15 protein-coding genes and 1 tRNA gene are annotated in these 17005 nt (G+C 68.2%); 12 read left to right on the top strand and 4 right to left on the bottom strand.

Annotation, left to right across the window (positions count from 1 at the left end; translation table 11 throughout):
* Positions 1 to 66 precede the first annotated feature (66 nt).
* Positions 67 to 1014, top strand: coding sequence for an oxygenase MpaB family protein (locus DX912_RS06290; RefSeq protein ID WP_115841635.1), 948 nt, complete (start codon positions 67 to 69; stop codon positions 1012 to 1014).
* Between the two features lie 3 nt (positions 1015 to 1017).
* Here the strand turns inward: DX912_RS06290 and DX912_RS06295 are convergent, their stop codons facing one another.
* A complete protein-coding gene (locus tag DX912_RS06295; RefSeq protein WP_115841636.1) occupies positions 1018 to 1620 on the bottom strand; it encodes a hypothetical protein in 603 nt (200 codons plus the stop codon).
* A gap of 61 nt (positions 1621 to 1681) precedes the next feature.
* Positions 1682 to 3247, bottom strand: coding sequence for a protein adenylyltransferase SelO (locus DX912_RS06300; RefSeq protein WP_115841637.1), 1566 nt, complete (start codon positions 3245 to 3247; stop codon positions 1682 to 1684).
* A 181-nt stretch (positions 3248 to 3428) separates the two neighbouring features.
* Here DX912_RS06300 and DX912_RS06305 point away from each other — a divergent pair, with 181 nt between their 5' ends.
* From DX912_RS06305 to DX912_RS06330, 6 genes are all read left to right on the top strand, one after another.
* A complete protein-coding gene (locus DX912_RS06305; RefSeq protein ID WP_115841815.1) occupies positions 3429 to 4817 on the top strand; it encodes a metal-dependent hydrolase family protein in 1389 nt (462 codons plus the stop codon).
* A gap of 664 nt (positions 4818 to 5481) precedes the next feature.
* Entirely contained in the window at positions 5482 to 7590 is a 2109-nt protein-coding gene (locus DX912_RS06310; RefSeq protein WP_115841638.1) for a DEAD/DEAH box helicase, read from the top strand.
* A 323-nt stretch (positions 7591 to 7913) separates the two neighbouring features.
* Entirely contained in the window at positions 7914 to 8780 is an 867-nt protein-coding gene (locus tag DX912_RS06315) for an EamA family transporter (RefSeq protein ID WP_115841639.1), read from the top strand.
* 49 nt (positions 8781 to 8829) lie between these two features.
* The gene (locus DX912_RS06320) at positions 8830 to 9597 is read left to right on the top strand and encodes a type 1 glutamine amidotransferase (RefSeq protein ID WP_115841640.1); all 768 of its coding nucleotides are present in this window, start codon (positions 8830 to 8832) and stop codon (positions 9595 to 9597) included.
* Between the two features lie 83 nt (positions 9598 to 9680).
* Positions 9681 to 10259: a phasin family protein gene (locus DX912_RS06325; protein ID WP_115841641.1), complete on the top strand. Its 579-nt coding sequence runs from the start codon at positions 9681 to 9683 to the stop codon at positions 10257 to 10259.
* Positions 10260 to 10461: 202 nt separating this feature from the next.
* Entirely contained in the window at positions 10462 to 11439 is a 978-nt protein-coding gene (locus DX912_RS06330) for a restriction endonuclease (protein ID WP_115841642.1), read from the top strand.
* A gap of 84 nt (positions 11440 to 11523) precedes the next feature.
* On the opposite strand, the gene DX912_RS06335 is transcribed toward DX912_RS06330, so the two are convergent.
* The gene (locus DX912_RS06335; protein WP_115841643.1) at positions 11524 to 13518 is read right to left on the bottom strand and encodes an SDR family oxidoreductase; all 1995 of its coding nucleotides are present in this window, start codon (positions 13516 to 13518) and stop codon (positions 11524 to 11526) included.
* A gap of 155 nt (positions 13519 to 13673) precedes the next feature.
* Between DX912_RS06335 and DX912_RS06340 the strand changes: the two genes are divergently transcribed.
* The 3 genes from DX912_RS06340 (at position 13674) to DX912_RS06350 (ending at position 15715) form a co-directional block, all read left to right on the top strand.
* Positions 13674 to 13931: an acyl-CoA-binding protein gene (locus DX912_RS06340; protein WP_115841644.1), complete on the top strand. Its 258-nt coding sequence runs from the start codon at positions 13674 to 13676 to the stop codon at positions 13929 to 13931.
* A gap of 20 nt (positions 13932 to 13951) precedes the next feature.
* The gene (locus tag DX912_RS06345; protein ID WP_115841645.1) at positions 13952 to 14578 is read left to right on the top strand and encodes a TetR/AcrR family transcriptional regulator; all 627 of its coding nucleotides are present in this window, start codon (positions 13952 to 13954) and stop codon (positions 14576 to 14578) included.
* Positions 14579 to 14719: 141 nt separating this feature from the next.
* Entirely contained in the window at positions 14720 to 15715 is a 996-nt protein-coding gene (locus tag DX912_RS06350; RefSeq protein WP_233433505.1) for a tetratricopeptide repeat protein, read from the top strand.
* A 15-nt stretch (positions 15716 to 15730) separates the two neighbouring features.
* On the opposite strand, the gene DX912_RS06355 is transcribed toward DX912_RS06350, so the two are convergent.
* A complete protein-coding gene (locus DX912_RS06355) occupies positions 15731 to 16360 on the bottom strand; it encodes a response regulator transcription factor (RefSeq protein ID WP_115841647.1) in 630 nt (209 codons plus the stop codon).
* 147 nt (positions 16361 to 16507) lie between these two features.
* Between DX912_RS06355 and DX912_RS06360 the strand changes: the two genes are divergently transcribed.
* Positions 16508 to 16582, top strand: a tRNA-Val gene (locus tag DX912_RS06360).
* Positions 16583 to 16648: 66 nt separating this feature from the next.
* Positions 16649 to 17002: an arsenate reductase (glutaredoxin) gene (arsC, locus tag DX912_RS06365; RefSeq protein WP_115841648.1), complete on the top strand. Its 354-nt coding sequence runs from the start codon at positions 16649 to 16651 to the stop codon at positions 17000 to 17002.
* Positions 17003 to 17005: the final 3 nt, after the last annotated feature.

The following is a 17005-nucleotide window of genomic DNA, read 5'->3' on the forward strand; positions in this document are numbered from 1 at the left end:
ATGTTTCGACGCACCCACTCCGTTACCCCTCACCCCAACCCCTCTCCCGCGCGCGGGAGAGCGGCTATGGCGCTTGAGAACCGACGGGATGGGATCATCCCCGCCATGCCCTCCCCGCACGCCCTCGCCGCCGAACGCATCCGCCACTGGGTGCTGTCCGCCTTCCCGCGCGGGCAGAGCGGCATCGATTACGACCATCCGGCCGGCGATCCCGGCCTGTTCGGTCCCGACAGCGTGACCTGGCGCGTGCATTCCGACTTCCCCGGCATGCTCGCCGGCGGCCTGTGCGCGCTGATGCTGCAGACGATGCATCCGCTGGCGCTGGCCGGCGTGTGGGACCACTCCAACTTCCGCACCGATCTCGTCGGCCGGCTGCGGCGCACGACCAATTTCGTCGCCGGCACCACGTACGCCTCGCGCCCGGAAGCGCAGAAACTCATCGACCGCGTGGCGGGAATCCACGAGCAGGTGCGCGGCACGCTGCCGGACGGTCGCTTGTATCGCGCCGACGATCCGGCGTTGCTGACGTGGGTACATGTGACCGAAAGCTTCGGTTTCCTCGAAGGATTCCGCCGTTATTCGCCGATGACGCTGCCCATCGGCGCGACAGATGCGTACTACGGCGAAGTGCGTCGCGTCGCCGAAGCGCTGGGCGCGCGCGACGTGCCCGGCACGGAGGCCGAAGTCGCCGCGTTCTTCGCCCGCATGCAGGGCGAGCTTCGACTGGACGAACGCTCGCGTGAAGTGCTGCGCGTGCTCGCGCGCATCCGTCTGCCCGTGCCGATGGCCGGACTGTCGCGCGACCTGTTCCTCGGCGCCGGCGCCGCGCTGCTGCCGGATTGGGCGGTCGACATGCTCGCGCCGACGCGCTTCGAACGCGCCCGAGCCGCGGTCGCATCGCGCACGCTGCGCACTATTTCGCCGATCTTCCGCGCGGCATTGAACGACGGCGTCGGTCCGCGTGCGTGCCGGCGCGTCGGCGCCGAGCCGTCGATCCTCGACCGCTGGCCGTAGCGCTCAGCCGCCCGCGGGTTTGAGCAGCACGATCTTCGAGGCCGTGCGCACGCGGCCAACGAGGCGGAAGGCCATGTCGATCTCATCGCCGGGTTTGAGCTGCTCGAGCCGCATCGGCGTGCCGTCCAGCGCGAACACCTGCGTGTTGGCATCGATTCCGATGCGGTTGCGGATGCGCGTCTCGCTCTGGTCGACCATCAGCACGTTCGTGCGCGGGACGAACTCGGCGACGGTGCCGTGCAGGTACTGACCCCAGCCTTGGCCCGGCGTCGTGTCGGGCAGGCGTGTCACTGATGTCGCTTCGACGCGGTTGCCGGTCTTCACCGTGTCCAGCATCACGCGGTCGCCCGGCTGCAGTTTCGGCCGCGTGGCGCGATCGCGCTCGGCCTTCGCCTCGTCGTAGTACAGGTTGATCGGCGCGCCCTGCCCCAGCTCGCTGCCCGTGCGCGCGTCCTGGCTGAGCACGATCCGATGCTGCGCCGGATCGTGCCGCTGCAGCGTGCCGACCGTGCGGCCCTGCACCTGCGCCGCGGCGGCGGACGTCAGGCCAAGCAGGACGCACGCCACCAGCGTGCGATGGAAACGGACGATCGTTGCGTTGCCCATGGCCGCACCCTCCGCGATGTTCCCCGCGGCGGCATGATGCGCGGCCGATGTGTAGGCGGCGTCAGGAACTGCAAGACAGCATCGAACAGCCCGCGCGTTCTCGCGCCCAGTCGGGGCGGCGGCGCGCGTAGGCCTCGCGGCCGGGCTGGTCGTCGTAGGGGCGGCGCATGACCTCCAGCAGCTCCGTGACGCCACCGATGTCGCCTTCAGCCGCACGGTCGATCGCCTGCTGCGCGAGGTAGTTGCGCAGCACGTAGCGCGGGTTGGCGGCCTTCATGCGCTCGCGGCGCTGCGCGTCCGGCAGGTCCTGCTGCGAGAGCCGTGCGACGTAACGCGCCAGCCATTCGCGCAACGCCGGCTCGACCGCTTCACGGCGCGCCGGGTCGTAGAACGCGTCTTCCATCGGGCCGAGGTCCGGCGCCTGCACGTCGAGGTCGGCCAGGCCGCGGAAGAACAGCGTCATGTCGATCTCGCCTTCGGTCAGCAGGTCCTGCAACTGCTGCATCAGGGCGGTGTCGTCCTCGCGGTAGTCGGCCAGGCCGAGCTTGCGCGCGGTGTTCTCGCGATCGGCGTCCAGGTAGGTGGAGACGAAGCGGCGCAGGCCGGCCTGCAGCGGTTCGGTGTCGTCGAACAGCAGCGACAGCGAGCCGGCCAGCCGCCCGAGGTTCCAGTACGCGACCTGCGGTTGCTGGCCGAAACGGTATCGGCGCTGGTAGCGATCGGTGGTGTTCGGCGTCCAGCCCGGATCGAAGTTGTCGACCCAGCCGTACGGGCCGTAGTCGATGGTCAGGCCGAGGATCGACATGTTGTCGGTGTTCATCACGCCATGCACGAAGCCGACGCGGATCCAGTGCGCCATCAGCACGGCGGTGCGCTCGCACACCTGCGCGAACCATTCGGCATACGCCGCCTGCCCGCGCCCGAGGCCGCGCAGATCCGGGAAATCGCGACGGATGCAGAAGTCGGCCAGCTGGCGCAGCAGTTCGGTGTCGTTGCGCGACGCCGGCAGTTCGAAATTCCCAAAACGGATGAACGACGGCGCGACGCGGCACACCACCGCCCCGGGTTCCAGCTGCGGATGGCCGTCGTAGAACATGTCGCGTTCGATCCATTCGCCCGTGCCCACGAGGCTCAGCGCGCGCGTGGTCGGCACGCCGAGGTGGTGCATCGCCTCGCTGCACAGGAATTCGCGGATCGACGAACGCAGGACTGCGCGGCCGTCGGCGCTGCGCGAATACGGCGTCGGACCGGCGCCCTTGAGCTGCAATTCCCAGCGTTCGCCCTCGGCGTTGATCATCTCGCCCAGCGAAATCGCGCGACCGTCGCCGAGCTGGCCTGCCCACTGGCCGAACTGATGGCCGCCGTAGTTCGCCGCGAACGGCTGCATACCGGGCAACAGCGAATTTCCACCGAACACGCGCGCGAACTCGTCGGAGGCGACGTCGGCCTCGCTGAAGCCGAGCCGGCGCGCCATCTCCGCTGAATGCGCGAGCAGCCGCGGCTGCGGAACTGGCGTGGGCTCCACGCGCGAATACGCGGCGCCGTGCACCTGCCGCACGCCGGGCGCGGTGTCGGGGTCGCCGGGGAGATCGCGGACGAAGAGATTGTCGAAATGCGGATTCAGCATGAAGCGTGCGCACGCGGCAGGGACCGCTTTACAGATGGTGCCGGGCGCGGTGGCTACAAGCGGTGAACCCGCCGCAGGCGGCGAAGGGACAGCCGCGGCACATCGACGCGGGTCGCAGTCGGGCGGGCGGACGTCCGCGTATGCTGGCCGTCCACCGTCGCTCTGGGGAATCGAACGGATGATGTCGCGCCAACGCACCAACCACGCCGTCCGCCATATCGGCCCGGCCCTCGCCGCCGCGATGCTGCTGGCGATCGCCACGCCCGCCAGTGCCCAGGCGCCGTCAGGCAAGCCGTCGTGCAGCCTCTTGCAGGCCGGGCGGTTGCTGGATCGCCCCGGCCATGCGGCACGCGGCGCGAGCACGCTACTGGTCTGCAACGGCCGCATCGATGCTGTGCGCGATGGCTTCGTCGATGCATCCGCGTTCCCGAATGCCACCGGCGCGATCGTCATCGACCTGCGCGACCGGTTCGTCCTGCCGGGCCTGATCGACAGCCACGTACACCTGACGTCCGACAAGGCGGGCGTGGAAGGCCAGCTGGAAGGCATTTCGAAGGGCGTCGCCGACCACGCCTACGAGGCCGCGGTGAATGCGCGCAAGACGTTGCAGGCGGGCTTCACCACCGTGCGCAACCTCGGCGACGAGGACGGCGTGACGCTCGCGCTGCGTGATGCAGTCGCCGCGGGCAAGCTGCCGGGGCCGCGCATCGTCGACGCGGGCATGGCGATCTCCGCCACCGCCGGCCACATGGATCCGACGCTCGGCTTCCGCGACGAACTGCACGCCGCGCTCGATGTGCACGGCAACACCTGCGACGGTGCCGAGGAATGCCGCAAGGCAGTGCGACGCCAGGTCGCGCGCGGCGCGGACGTCATCAAGATCGCCACCACCGGCGGCGTCAACAGTCGCATCGGCGCGGGCCTGGGCCAGCAGATGTTCGACGATGAGGCGAAGGCCATCGTCGAAACCGCGCACCTGTACCGCAAGAAGGTCGCCGTCCACGCGCACGGCGCCGACGGCATCGCCCTCGCGCTGCGCGCCGGCGCCGATTCGATCGAACACGGCACGCTGATGGACGATGCGGACATCAAGCTGCTCCGCCAGACCGGCGCGTACTACGTGCCAACGCTGTCGACGGTGAACGGCTACAAGGAGCGGCTGGCGAAGAATCCCGACGCGTACACCGGCGAGGTGCTGGAGAAGATCCAGTGGCGCATCGGCATCACGGGCAAGGCGCTGGAGCGCGCGGTGCCGGCGGGCGTGAAGATCGCCTTCGGCACCGACGCCGGCGTCAGCCTGCACGGGCGCAACGCCGACGAATTCGAGTTGATGGTCGCGCACGGCATGACGCCCGCCACCGCGATCCAGGCCGCCACCGTAAACGCCGCCGACCTGCTGGGCCTGGCCGATCAGGTCGGTTCGCTGGAGGCAGGCAAGCGCGCCGACCTCATCGCCGTGAGCGACGACCCGCTGACGGACGTGACCGTGCTCAAGAGGGTGGAATTCGTGATGAAGGATGGGCGGGTGGAGAAGGATGTGCGCGTCGGCGCCGCGGCGTCGGCGCTCTGATCTCGAAGCCCCTCTTCCGCTGCGGAAGAGTGGCTGGGGTGAGGGCTGAGACAGTCGCGCTCCCGGATCACCGTAGCCGGTTGGCCAAGCGTTGCAGGACGAGCAGGCGCATATCCCGGGTGCGCTGCGCTTACCCGGGCTACAACAGCTTTGCCATCGCCGTTGCTGTTCGCTGTCGCTGTTCGCTGTCGCTGTTCGCTGTCGCTGTTCGCCTTTGACTTTCCAGCGACTTAAAGCGAGCCGAGCACCGGAGTCGGAAAAGGGCAAAGAGTCGCCCGCTGTCTGAGCGGAGCGCAGCGTAGCGAGTTCGGGCGACGTCCCTTTTCCGGCGAGGAGCGCAGGGCACCGACGCGCAGCGGCGGCTCGCGTCAGGAGCGAACGGTTTTGGTTACTTTTGCCAGGACAAAAGTGACCCGCTCGCTTGCGAGCGGAAGCTGTTGATCTTGATGTTGCTCCAAGCCCACGCAACGGCGACAGCACAGCGAGTGCGAGCGCACCGCACGTCCCGACCCTCACCCCAACCCCTCTCCCGGCGGGAGAGGGGCTAAACCACGGTCTTTTCCCGGGCGCCGCGCCCCAGTTCATTACACAGCCCCACGACGCCCCTCGGTTACACTGTTCAGTCTTCCCGACCGGCGTTCGCCGGCGCTGCCGAGTCTCCCCCATGAGCGCCGAGCCCAGCTCGAATGATGCCCCGTCCCTGAAGTTCACCGATCTTGCCCTGCCCGAGCCCCTGCTCAAGGCACTTTCGGACGTCGGCTACGAATCCCCCTCGCCCATCCAGGCCGCCACCATCCCGCCGCTGCTGGAAGGCCGCGACGTGCTCGGCCAGGCGCAGACAGGCACCGGCAAGACCGCCGCGTTCGCGCTGCCGATCCTGGCGCAGATCCAGCCCGGCCGGCAGAAGCCGCAGGCGCTGGTCCTGGCGCCGACGCGCGAACTGGCGATCCAGGTCGCCGAGGCATTCCAGAAGTACGCCCACCACCTGCCCGGCTTCCACGTGCTGCCGATCTACGGCGGCCAGAGCTATTACCCGCAGTTGCAGGCGCTCAAGCGCGGCGTGCAGGTCGTGGTCGGTACGCCCGGCCGCGTGATCGACCACCTGGAACGCGGCTCGCTAGACCTGTCCGAACTGCGCTGCCTGGTGCTGGACGAAGCCGACGAAATGCTGCGCATGGGCTTCATCGACGACGTCGAGGCCGTGCTGAAGAAGACGCCGGAGACGCGCCAGGTCGCGCTGTTCTCCGCGACGATGCCGCCGCCGATCCGCCGCATCGCGCAGACCTACCTGAAGGACCCGGTCGAGATCTCCATCAAGGCGAAGACCACCACGGCCGCCAACATCCGCCAGCGCTACTGGGCGGTGAGCGGCGTGCACAAGCTGGACGCGATCACCCGCATCCTGGAAGCCGAACCGTTCGACGCGATGATCGTCTTCGCGCGCACCAAGCAGGCCACCGAAGAGCTGGCCGACAAGCTCGCGGCGCGCGGCATCGCCGCCGCCGCGATCAACGGCGACGTGCAGCAGGCGCAGCGCGAGAAGACCATCCAGAACCTCAAGGACGGCAAGATCGACGTGCTCGTCGCCACCGACGTGGCGGCGCGCGGCCTGGACGTGGAACGCATCAGCCACGTGCTGAACTTCGACATTCCCTACGACACCGAAAGCTACGTGCACCGCATCGGCCGCACCGGCCGCGCGGGCCGCAAGGGCGAGGCGATCCTGTTCGTGACGCCGCGCGAGCGCGGCATGCTGCGCGCGATCGAGCGCGCCACGCGCCAGCCGATCGAGCCGATGGCGCTGCCGACCATCGAAACGGTGAACGAGCAGCGCGTGAACCGCTTCCTCGGCCGCATCACCGGCGCGCTGGACAGCGACGACCTGGCGCAGTTCCGCGACCTGGTCGAACGCTACGAGCGCGAGCAGAACGTGCCGGCGGTGGAGATCGCCGCGGCGCTGGCGAAGCTGCTGCAGGGCGACATGCCGCTGCTGCTGGACGTCACCGCCGAGAAGCTGCGCCCGCACGCGCAGGTAGGTTTCGAGCAGCGTGGTCCGCGCGAACAGGGCCGCGATTCGCGCGGTCGCGATCGGGACTCGCGCTTCGAACGCGACAGCGGACCGCGAGCACCGCGTGAGCCGCGCCACGAATCGCGTCACGAGCGCGGCGATCGTTCTGAACGCCCGCAGCGCACCGAAACGCCGTACGCGCCGACCGAACGCTACGAGCGTCCTGCTATCGAGCGTCCGCAGTTCGAATCGCGAAGCGAACGCCCGCAGAACGAGCGCGCGTCGTTCAATGCCGCCGAATCGATGTTCGACGACGAAGCACCGGCGCCGCGCCACGAGCACCGCGAGCCGCGCGAACACCGCGAGCCGCGCGAGGCGCGCGCACCGGAAGTCGGCATGGAAACCTTCCGCATCGAGGTCGGCCACCAGCATGGGGTGAAGCCGGGCAACATCGTCGGCGCCATCGCCAACGAGGCCGAACTCGAAAGCCGCTACATCGGCCGCATCGACATCCGCGACGACCACAGCCTGATCGACCTGCCCGAAGGCATGCCGCGCGAGGTCATGGACCACCTCAAGCGCGTGCGTGTCGCTGGCCAGCAGTTGCGCATCAGCCGACCGGGCGAAGGCGGCCACGGCGGCCAGCGCCCGCACGGCCGCCACGAGCGCGGCGGTTTCGACGACGACCGCCGTCCGCCGCGCGGCCCGCGTCCGCAGGGCGCCGGCCCGCGCAAGCCGGGCGGGTTCCGGCCGAAGCCGCGCTGAAGCGTGCTGGCGGCGCGCCGCTTTCGGGATAGCGGCGCTTTAGCCCCTCTCCCTAGGAGAGGGGTTAAGGTGAGGGGCAACGAAGGGACAAGAGCGCGTTGTCGTTGCAGTGAAAGACCGCGCTGCTGTTCTTTTTGCCGCTGCCTGCCGCTGCGCCGTTCGTTCGCGGTTTTCGCAAGCATCAACATGGATTCCAGCGTTCGCTGGAACGACGAGCCGCATCGGACGAGCACCCGGCCTGGGTCCCGGCTTCCGCCGGGATGACGGCATCAGGCAGTGGCATCATCACCGCCCCCGCCGCCGTCCCGACGATTCCGCCCCCGATGCACCTGATCCTCCTCAGCGCCCTGTGCAGCGTCCTGGTCTCGGTGCTGCTCAAGCTCGCGCCGCGGGCGCGGCTCGATGTCGGCCAGCTCGTGACGTGGAATTACCTCGCCGCCGGCGCGCTGTGCGCGTGGCTGTTGCGGCCGCCGCTGGACAGCCTCGCGCATCCCGACACGCCATGGGCCGCGCTCCTCGGACTTGCCGTCGTGCTGCCCTCGCTCTTCCTCGTGCTCGGTGCGTCGGTGCGCTCGGCCGGCATCGTGCGCACCGACGTGGCGCAGCGCCTGTCGCTGCTCTTGTCGCTTGCGGCGGCCTTTACGCTGTTCGGCGAACGTGCGGACGGCATGCGCCTGCTCGGCCTCGCACTCGGCCTCGTCGCCGTCGCGGGCATCGTCATGCGACCGGAATCCCCGCCCACCGGCAGCGAACGCCGCAGCTGGCTGCTGCTGGTCACCGTCTGGGTCGGCTTCGCGCTGGTGGACGTGATGCTCAAGCGCATCGCGCTCGCGGGCACGCCGTCGATGGCCGCGTTGCAGGCGGCCTTCGCCATCGCCTTCGTGCTGATGCTCGGTGCGCAGCTCGTGCGCCACCTTCGCGGCCGCACGCGGCTGGCCTGGCGCAACCTCGGCGGCGGCCTGCTGCTCGGCGTTCTGAACTTCGGCAACATCGTCTTCTACGTACGCGCGCACCAGGCGCTGCCGGACAGCCCCTCGGTCGTGTTCGCGGCGATGAACATCGGCGTGGTCGTGCTGGGTACGCTCGTCGGCGTGTTCGGTTTCGGCGAGAAGACCAGCCGCTGGAACCGGCTGGCGATCGTGCTGGCGCTGGTGGCCATCGCGCTGATCGCGATGGCGCCGCGCGCGTGACGCGCCCGGATTTGGCATAGTCGAACGCCCTTCCGCGGTTCGTTCCGCCATGTCCCGCCTGCTCGTTTTCCAGCACGTCGCCGCCGAACCGCTCGGCACGCTCGATCGCCTTATCCGCCGGCGCGGCCATCGCATCCGTTTCGCCAATTTCGAACGGCAGCCGGATTTCGAACCGAACGTGGACCGTTATCGCGGGCTGGTCGTGCTGGGTGGTCCGATGAATGTCGAGGACCAGGCGCGGCGTCCGCACCTGAAGACCGAACTGCGCGCCATCGAACACATGCTCGAACAGGGCAAGCCCGTGCTCGGCATCTGCCTGGGCGCGCAGCTGCTGGCGCACGTGCTGGGCGCGCCGGTGCGGCGGCATGAGGCGCCGGAAATTGGCTGGTATCCGCTGCACACCACGCCGGCCGGTCGCGAAGATGCCGTTCTGTCGCCGCTCGGCGACACGTCTCCCGTGTTCCAGTGGCACCGTTACAGCTTCGAGGTGCCGAGCGAGGCGACGCACCTGGCGAGCACCGCCGGCTGCGAGCAGCAGGCCTTCCGTTACGGCGAGAACGCCTACGGCTTCCAGTTCCACCTGGAGATGGACGAGGCGCTGATCGAGCGCTGGCTGCGCAATCCCGCCTATCGCGAGGAACTGGCGGAACTGGGCGGACTCGATCCGGCACGCGCCGACGTCGAGACGATCCGCCGGCACACGCGCGAGCACATCGCCGGCATGCAGTCGCGTGCGGACGAGGTGTTCAACCGGTTTCTCGATCTGGTGGGACGCCCGCAGCGGCGGATCACGCTTCCTTCGCGCGAGTGGGTCTGAACTCCCGCGCGGGCTTGGTGTGAAAGCTCTAGAGCCGGGCGCGAAGGTGACCGGACCCCAGCCACTCCCATCGAGGGAACCGCATGGCGAAGTTCAAGAAGGCGGCCGGCAAGACCACCACGTCCGGCACGCGCACGCGCAAGAAGGCCGGTGCGCAGGATGCACAGCAACAGGCCGACCAGCTGTCGCGCACGCTGAGCGAATCGGCGCAGCAGATCTGGCTGGCGGGCGTGGGCGCGTTCTCGCGCGCGCAGGCCGAAGGCACGAAGCTGTTCGACGCGCTGATCAAGGAAGGCATGACGCTGGAACAGACCGCGCGCCGCTTCGCGGGCGGTCAGGCGGAAGTCGTGCGCGACGTCGTCGGCTCCCGCGTCGGCCAGGCGCGCGAACGCGCGGTCGACACCTGGGATCGTCTGGAGAAGGTGTTCGAGGACCGCGTGCAGCGTTCGCTGGTGAAGCTGGGCGTACCCGGCCGCGATGACCTCAACGAACTGAGCCGCCGCGTCGACGCGCTCACCGCCGAACTGCGCCGCCAGGGCGGTTCGGCCGCTCCGCGCAAGACGGGCACGCGCAAGACCGCGACCAGCAAGGCGACCAAGGCGCCGGCCGCACGCAAGTCGCCGCGGAAGGCGACCCGCAGCCGTTCCAACGCAACGTCCTGATCGAACAACGCATTACCGCCCGGCCCGCGCCGGGCGTCCCGACAAGCCCGCCAGTCCGCTGCTCCGTATGCTCCCCTCCCCTTACGGTTTCGGACTGGCGGGCTTTCCTTTGCCTGCATCCGACAGCTCGCGTGACCGATGCCACGCGGGGAGCCATGTCGCTGTCGTATAGTCGCCAGCCTCCGACACTCCCGGGTTGTGCATGCTGGCTGGTTTTTCCCTGACGATCGCCCTTCTCGCCACCGTGTTGCTGGGCGCCGCGGCGACGGCATGGTTGTGGCTGGTTCGACGTCGCCAGGGCGAAACGACCGCCGGTATCCAGGCGCTGGCGGAGATGCGTTGGCGCGAGTTCTCGCGCCTGGTCGTCGAGGCGCTGCGTACGCGGGGTTTCGAAGCCGAATCGGTCGAACAGACGCTTGAACGCGGCCCACAGGCGGAACTTCGCCTCATACGCGACGGCCGCACCTGGTTGCTGGCGTGCAAGCTCGCCGCGGCGCGCACGCGCTTGGCCGCGGCGAGCGTGCGCGAACTGGCCGAAGCGGTGCGGTTCAACGGCGCGTCCGGCGGCATCCTCGCCACGCCTGCGCGCATTCCCGCCGAGGCCCGCAAGGCTGGCGATGGCCTGGAGCTGTTCGATGGCGACGCGCTATGGGCCTTGGTCGGACCGATGCTGCCGGCCTCGCTGCGCGACGATCTCACCCTGAGCGCACGCCGGCGCAGCGTGCGCGAGACGGCCATCGCATGGGCCGGCGCGCTGGCGGTCGGCGTCATCCTCGGCTTCGTTCCGGGCATGACGCGCGACGCCCCGGTGGAGGCTGCGCCTGCTATCGAAACGCCTGCGCCCGCCGCCTCGGCCCCGCAGCCGTCGCCGCGCGCACCGGCATCGCAATCGGTCCCCACCGACCCGATGCTGGCGGCTCCCGCCGATCCGAACCGCGACCAGTTCGAGCGCGGAGAAGTGATCCACGCCGTCGCCGCGTTGCCCTGGGTCGAACGCGTGCTGTGGTCGACCAGCTCGACCCTGGTCATCCAGCAGCGCGACGACGTCGACCAGTTGCAGGTGAATGAAGTCTGCGGCGTACTCGCCCGCTACGACGCGCTGCGCGCCTCGCGCCTGCAGTTGCAGCCGCCGGCGGGAAGCGAACGGAAAGTGCGCTTCCTGCAGTGCCGGGCGTACTGATCCGGCTGACGCAGCCCGCCGCAACACGACTTCATGCGCGCCCGGGTGCGCTTCGCTTACCCGGGCTACACAAGCGACAATGCGCTACCAGTGCACGCCCCGCATCAGCGCGGCGAACGCGATCTGTTCGCTGCTCGGCGCGACTTCGCCCTTCAACGCCTGCTTGTCGCCGCGCGCTGCCGCCGAGTCGGGGAACAGCTCGAACGCCGTGCTCATGATGACCTCATAAGCCTTCGGCGCCAGCGCATTGATGACCGACGCGAAGATGCCCAGGCGCGTGGCGATGCGACTCGGGCGCTCGATGATGCCCTTGATCACCAGGTCCGCCGCTTCATCCGGCGTCAATGTCGGCACGCTGTCGTACATCTTGGTCGGCGCGATCATCGGCGTCTTCACCAGCGGCATGTTGATCGTGGTGAAGCTGATGCCCTTGCCCGACAGCTCGCCCTGCGCGCAGCGACTCCACGCGTCCAGCGCGGCCTTCGATGCCACGTAGGCCGAAAAACGGGGCGAATTGGCCAGCACGCCGATCGAACTGATGTTGATGATGTGACCCTTCCGACGCTGCGTCATGCCGGGCAGGAAACCCATGATCAGGCGCAGGCTGCCGAAATAGTTCAGCTGCATCGTGCGTTCGAAATCGTGGAAGCGGTCGTAGCTGAGTTCGATCGAACGACGTATCGAGCGGCCGGCGTTGTTCACCAGCACGTCGCAGCGACCGTGTTCTTCCAGCACCGTCTGTACCAGGCGATCGCAGTCGTCCATGTCGGCCAGGTCTGCGGTGTAGGCGAACACCTTGCCGCCGGCGGCCTTCATGGCGTCCCGTGCCTTGAACAGCTCTTCCTCGCCGCGCGCGACGATGATCGTGATCGCGCCCGCTTCGGCCACGCGCTGCGCGGTCGCCAGGCCAATGCCCGACGAACCGCCGGTGATCACCACCACCTTGTTGCGCACCTTGCCCTTGAGGCTGCGGTCCACGAACAGGTCCGGATCGAGGTGGCGCTCCCAGTAATCCCATAGCCGCCACGCGTAGCTTTCCAGCGGCGGCACCTGGATGCCGCTGCCCTTCAGGGCACGCTCGGCTTCGCGATTGTCGAAGCGCGTGGGATAGGTGAGGAACTTCATCACCTGCTTGGGAATCTTGAAATCGCGCAGCAGCATGCCGATGAAACGCCGCACCGGCGGCAGGTTCGCGACCGCACCGCGCACGCTGCCCGGGATGAAGGCGAACATGCGCGCGTCCAGGCGCATGGTCATTTCCGGCGAATGGCCCGCGCGTGCGAAGGTGTTGAGCACCTCGCCCACGCGCAGCGGATCGGGATCGGTGAGGTGGAAGCAGTGGCCATCCAGCCGCGGCTTGTGTGCGATGTGGTCCATCGCATCGACCACGTAATCGACCGGCACGATGTTGATGCGTCCGCCTTCCAGGCCGAGCATCGGCATCCACGGCGGCAGCATCTGCCGCAGCTTCTTGAGGAAGGTGAAGAAGAAATACGGGCCGTCGATCTTGTCCATCTCGCCCGTCTGCGAATGGCCGACGACCATGCCCGGGCGATAGATGCGCCACTTCACGCGCGTTTCGCGGCGCACCAGGCCTTCGGAATCATGCTTGGTGCGGAGGTAGGGATCGTCCAGGCCTTCGGCTTCGTCGAACATGTCCTCGCGGAACACGCCCGGATACAGCCCGGCGGCGGCGATGGAACTGGTGTGGTGGAACACGCCGGCCTTCAGCGCCGCGGCGAGATCCAGCGCATGGCGCGTGCCTTCGACATTGGCCGCGTACTGCGCCTCCGGCTTGGCGGTGAGGTCGTAGATCGCCGCGAGGTGGAAGAAGTGCTTCACCTTCCCGGCCAGCGCACGCGCCTGGGCTGCGGAGACACCGCATTTTTCCTGCGTCATGTCGCCTTCCACCGGCACCACGCGCTTGCCATCCCATCCCATCTTCTTCGCGATGGCGTCGAGCTTCTTCCGCGAATCCTTGCGTACCAGCACGTAGACGGTGCCCTTGCGCTGCCGCAGCAGCCGATCGACCAGGAAGCGGCCGATGAATCCCGTGGCACCGGTGACGAAGTAGCTCATTGCCCTTTCCCCGACCTTGGATGGCCGCCGCGCGGCGCCTGGCGCCTACGTTGCCAGAGGCCCCGCCTCGTCACAATTCCCCGCCGTATTGACCATCGACGACGGCGCGTGAGGTAATCCCGGCCACGATCCCGGGTCGCCGGAGGGGCGCCGTCATGACCGACCTGCAGTCCGCTTTCGAACAAGCCGCCAAGGATGTCCAGTCCCTGCCCGAGCGCCCCGACAACGACACGCTGCTGCGCCTGTATGCGCTCTACAAGCAGGGCTCGGAGGGCGACGTCAGCGGGCCGAAGCCCGGCTTCTTCGACTTCGTCGGCACCGCCAAGTACGAGGCGTGGGCGAAACTCAAGGGCACGTCCAGCGACGACGCGAAGCAGAAATACATCGACCTGGTGAAGAAGCTGCGCGCCTGACGCGCCGCAATCCGCGACCAATGGCGAAACAGACGCGCCAGCGTATCCTCGACAGCGCATTGACGATGTTCAACGCGCTGGGCGAGCCGAATGTCACCACGAACCACATCGCCGACGAGCTGGAGATCAGCCCCGGCAACCTGTACTACCACTTCCGCAACAAGGACGACATCATCGAGCAGCTGTTCGCGCGCTTCGAGGAGCGCATGGACGCCGCGCTCGCCGCGCCGCAGGGCCGCCTGCCCGGGCTGGAGGACATCTGGCTGCAGCTGCACCTGGTGTTCGAATGCATCTGGGATTACCGCTTCCTGCATCGCGACCTGGTGGAGATCCTCAGCCGGAACCGTCGCCTGCGATTGCGCTTTGCGCGCATCCTGCGTCGCGCCAACGAGCAGGCGCACACGGTGATGCGCGGTCTGCTGCAGGCGGGAATCATGCGTGCGTCGAAGGACGAACTCGCCGCGACCGCGACGAACGTGCTGGTCATCGCGACGTTCTGGCTGAACTACGCTGCCGCGCGCGGCGACAAGGACGAACACGCCGCGATCCGCGACGGCATCGTGCAGGTGATGATGCTGCTGGCGCCCTTCCTCCGAGACGCGGAACGGGTGCATCTCAACACGCTGACGCGGGCGTATCTGGACTGAAGCCTCGGCGCTACTCGCTCGATGCCTGTGCGGACGGACTCAATGCCTGCGCAGGCGGCGCGCGAATACGGCTGCGATCCCCAGCCCCGCCAGCCATACATGGCGCAGGGTGGTCTTCCGGGTGGGACGTTGACGGGTTCGATGGGCCATCGCGATCTGCCTCGCGGCCGCCGGGCCGCCCTCCCCGACTGTCCACGCCGGCTGTCGAGCAAACACCCTAGCCCTTGCCAGCGCGGGTGCGCAGGCAGGATGCTGCGCCATCGACCGCACGAGGAGTCGCCGATGGCCGCGAAGTCCAGTTGGGCCGCCTTTCCGCACGACGCCAGGGGTTTCGCCTACGCGGGCGACGCGCTGAAGAAGGCCTGGCCGGAGCTGCATGCCGGCGATACCGAACCCTACCCCGACGCCAAACGCGCCGCCGCGCTGCTGCACGCCGCGGGCAAGGCCGCGCCCAAAGGCGTGGATGCCGACTCGCTGGCGGCGCAGCTCCAGGAGGCCTGGCGCGCGTTCCACCGGGGCGATTTCAAGGCGGCGCACGATGCAGGGGTCGCACTCGGCCCGATTGGCGCGTCGGTCGCGGTCAAGGCGCTCGGCATCCACGCGACCTATCTGGTCGATGACGAAGCCGAGCGGCTCAAGCGCTTCGAACAGGCGGCCAAACTCGCGGAAGCCGCAGTGAAGGCGCTGCCCGACGACGCGAACAGCCACTACCGTTACGCCTTCGCCCTGGGTCGTTACAGCCAGGGACTGAGCATCGCCAAGGCGTTGAAGGCCGGTATTGCCGGCAAAGTGCGCACGGCGCTGGAGGCCACGCTGGACCTCGCGCCCAAGCACGCGGAAGCGCACACGGCGATGGCGCTGTACCACGCCGAGATCATCGGCAAGATTGGCGCGATGGTCGGCGGCCTGACCTACGGCGCGAAAACCGCCGAGGCAGAAAAGCATATCGCGATGGCGTTGAAGCTCACGCCGGACTCGCCCATCGCGCATATCGAGCACGGTAACGTGCTGATGCTGCTGCACGGCGACAAGAAGGAAGATGCTGCCGCGGCGGAATACGAAAAGGCGGCCAAACTGAAGCCGCTCGACGCGATGGAAACACTGGACGCCGCGTATGCGGCATCGCAGCTGGAGTGACGCAGACGCCGCGCGTCAAAGCTCGGGGTGCAGCATTCCGAGATAACCCCGCTCGCGCGCCACGCGTGCCAGCGCCGGCAGGGTGCGTGCGCCGAGTTTCACCATCAGGCTGGTGCGATGTCGGTAGAGGGTCTTTACGCTGATGCCGAGGTCGGCGGCGATCGCCTTCGGCGGCAGTTCCGACAGCAGGCCGCGCAGCGTTTCCAGTTCGCGCGGCGTGAGGCCGAAGTCTTTCGGTCGCTCCACCGCCTGGCTGATATCGCTGCTCAACGCGACATCGCCTCTCATGACGCGGTCGATCACGGAGACGAGCTCGGCAATGGCCGCGGTCTTCGTCACGTAACCATGCGCGCCCTCATCGAGCGCACGCAGCACCACGCCGGGGTCGCTGTGCATGCTGACGACGACGCGTCGAACGTTGGGAAGCTTCTTGCCCATCATGCGCAGCAGCAGGAGCCCCCCGTCTGCGGTCGCGAGGCTGAGGTCGATGACCGCGACGTCGATGGGACGAAGGCGGACGATCTCCAGCGCCTGCGAGGCGTCGGCGGCTTCGGCGACCACTTCGTAGCGGCCGGTGTTATGGAACAGGCGTTTGAAGCCCTCTCGGACGATCGCGTGGTCGTCTACAAGCAGTGTGCGGATCATTCACCGAGTGTCGCCGACGCCAAGAGGGGGCGTAAGCGGAAGATTCTGATTGTTGGGAGGAAGATTCCCGGTCGCGCCGCCGGACCAGTCGAAACCCGGGGTGTTGCCAACCTCCCGGCCCTTTGCTGTATACTGCGCAGCCCTTACGGGCGGTTAGCTCAGCGGTAGAGCACTGCTTTCACACGGCAGGGGTCACAAGTTCGAAACTTGTACCGCCCACCAGTTTCAGGCAAAGGCCGGCGAAAGCCGGCCTTTTGTTTTTCCGTCCCGGCGAGCTCCGGAGGTCAGATGAACGGAACGAAGCTGTATCACAACCCGCGTTGCTCGAAATCCCGCGGTGCGCTCGAACTGCTGCGTGAACGCGGGATCGAGCCCGACATCGTGGCATATCTGGACGTCCCGCCCTCCCCCGCCGAGCTGCGCGTGCTGCTCCACACACTGGGCCTTCGCGCGCGTGAACTGCTTCGCACCGGCGAAGACGAATACCGCGCGCTTGGCCTGGCGGACGAGTCGTTGAGCGAGTCCGCATTAATCGATGCGATGAGCGCGCATCCGCGCCTGATCGAACGCCCGATCTTCGTGCACGACGGGCGCGCCATCATCGGCCGACCACCGGAGCGCGTGCTGGAACTTCTCGACTGACGG

The sequence above is a fragment of the Lysobacter soli genome (genome assembly GCF_003382285.1).
GTDB classification, from domain to species: Bacteria; Pseudomonadota; Gammaproteobacteria; order Xanthomonadales; family Xanthomonadaceae; genus Lysobacter_J; species Lysobacter_J soli.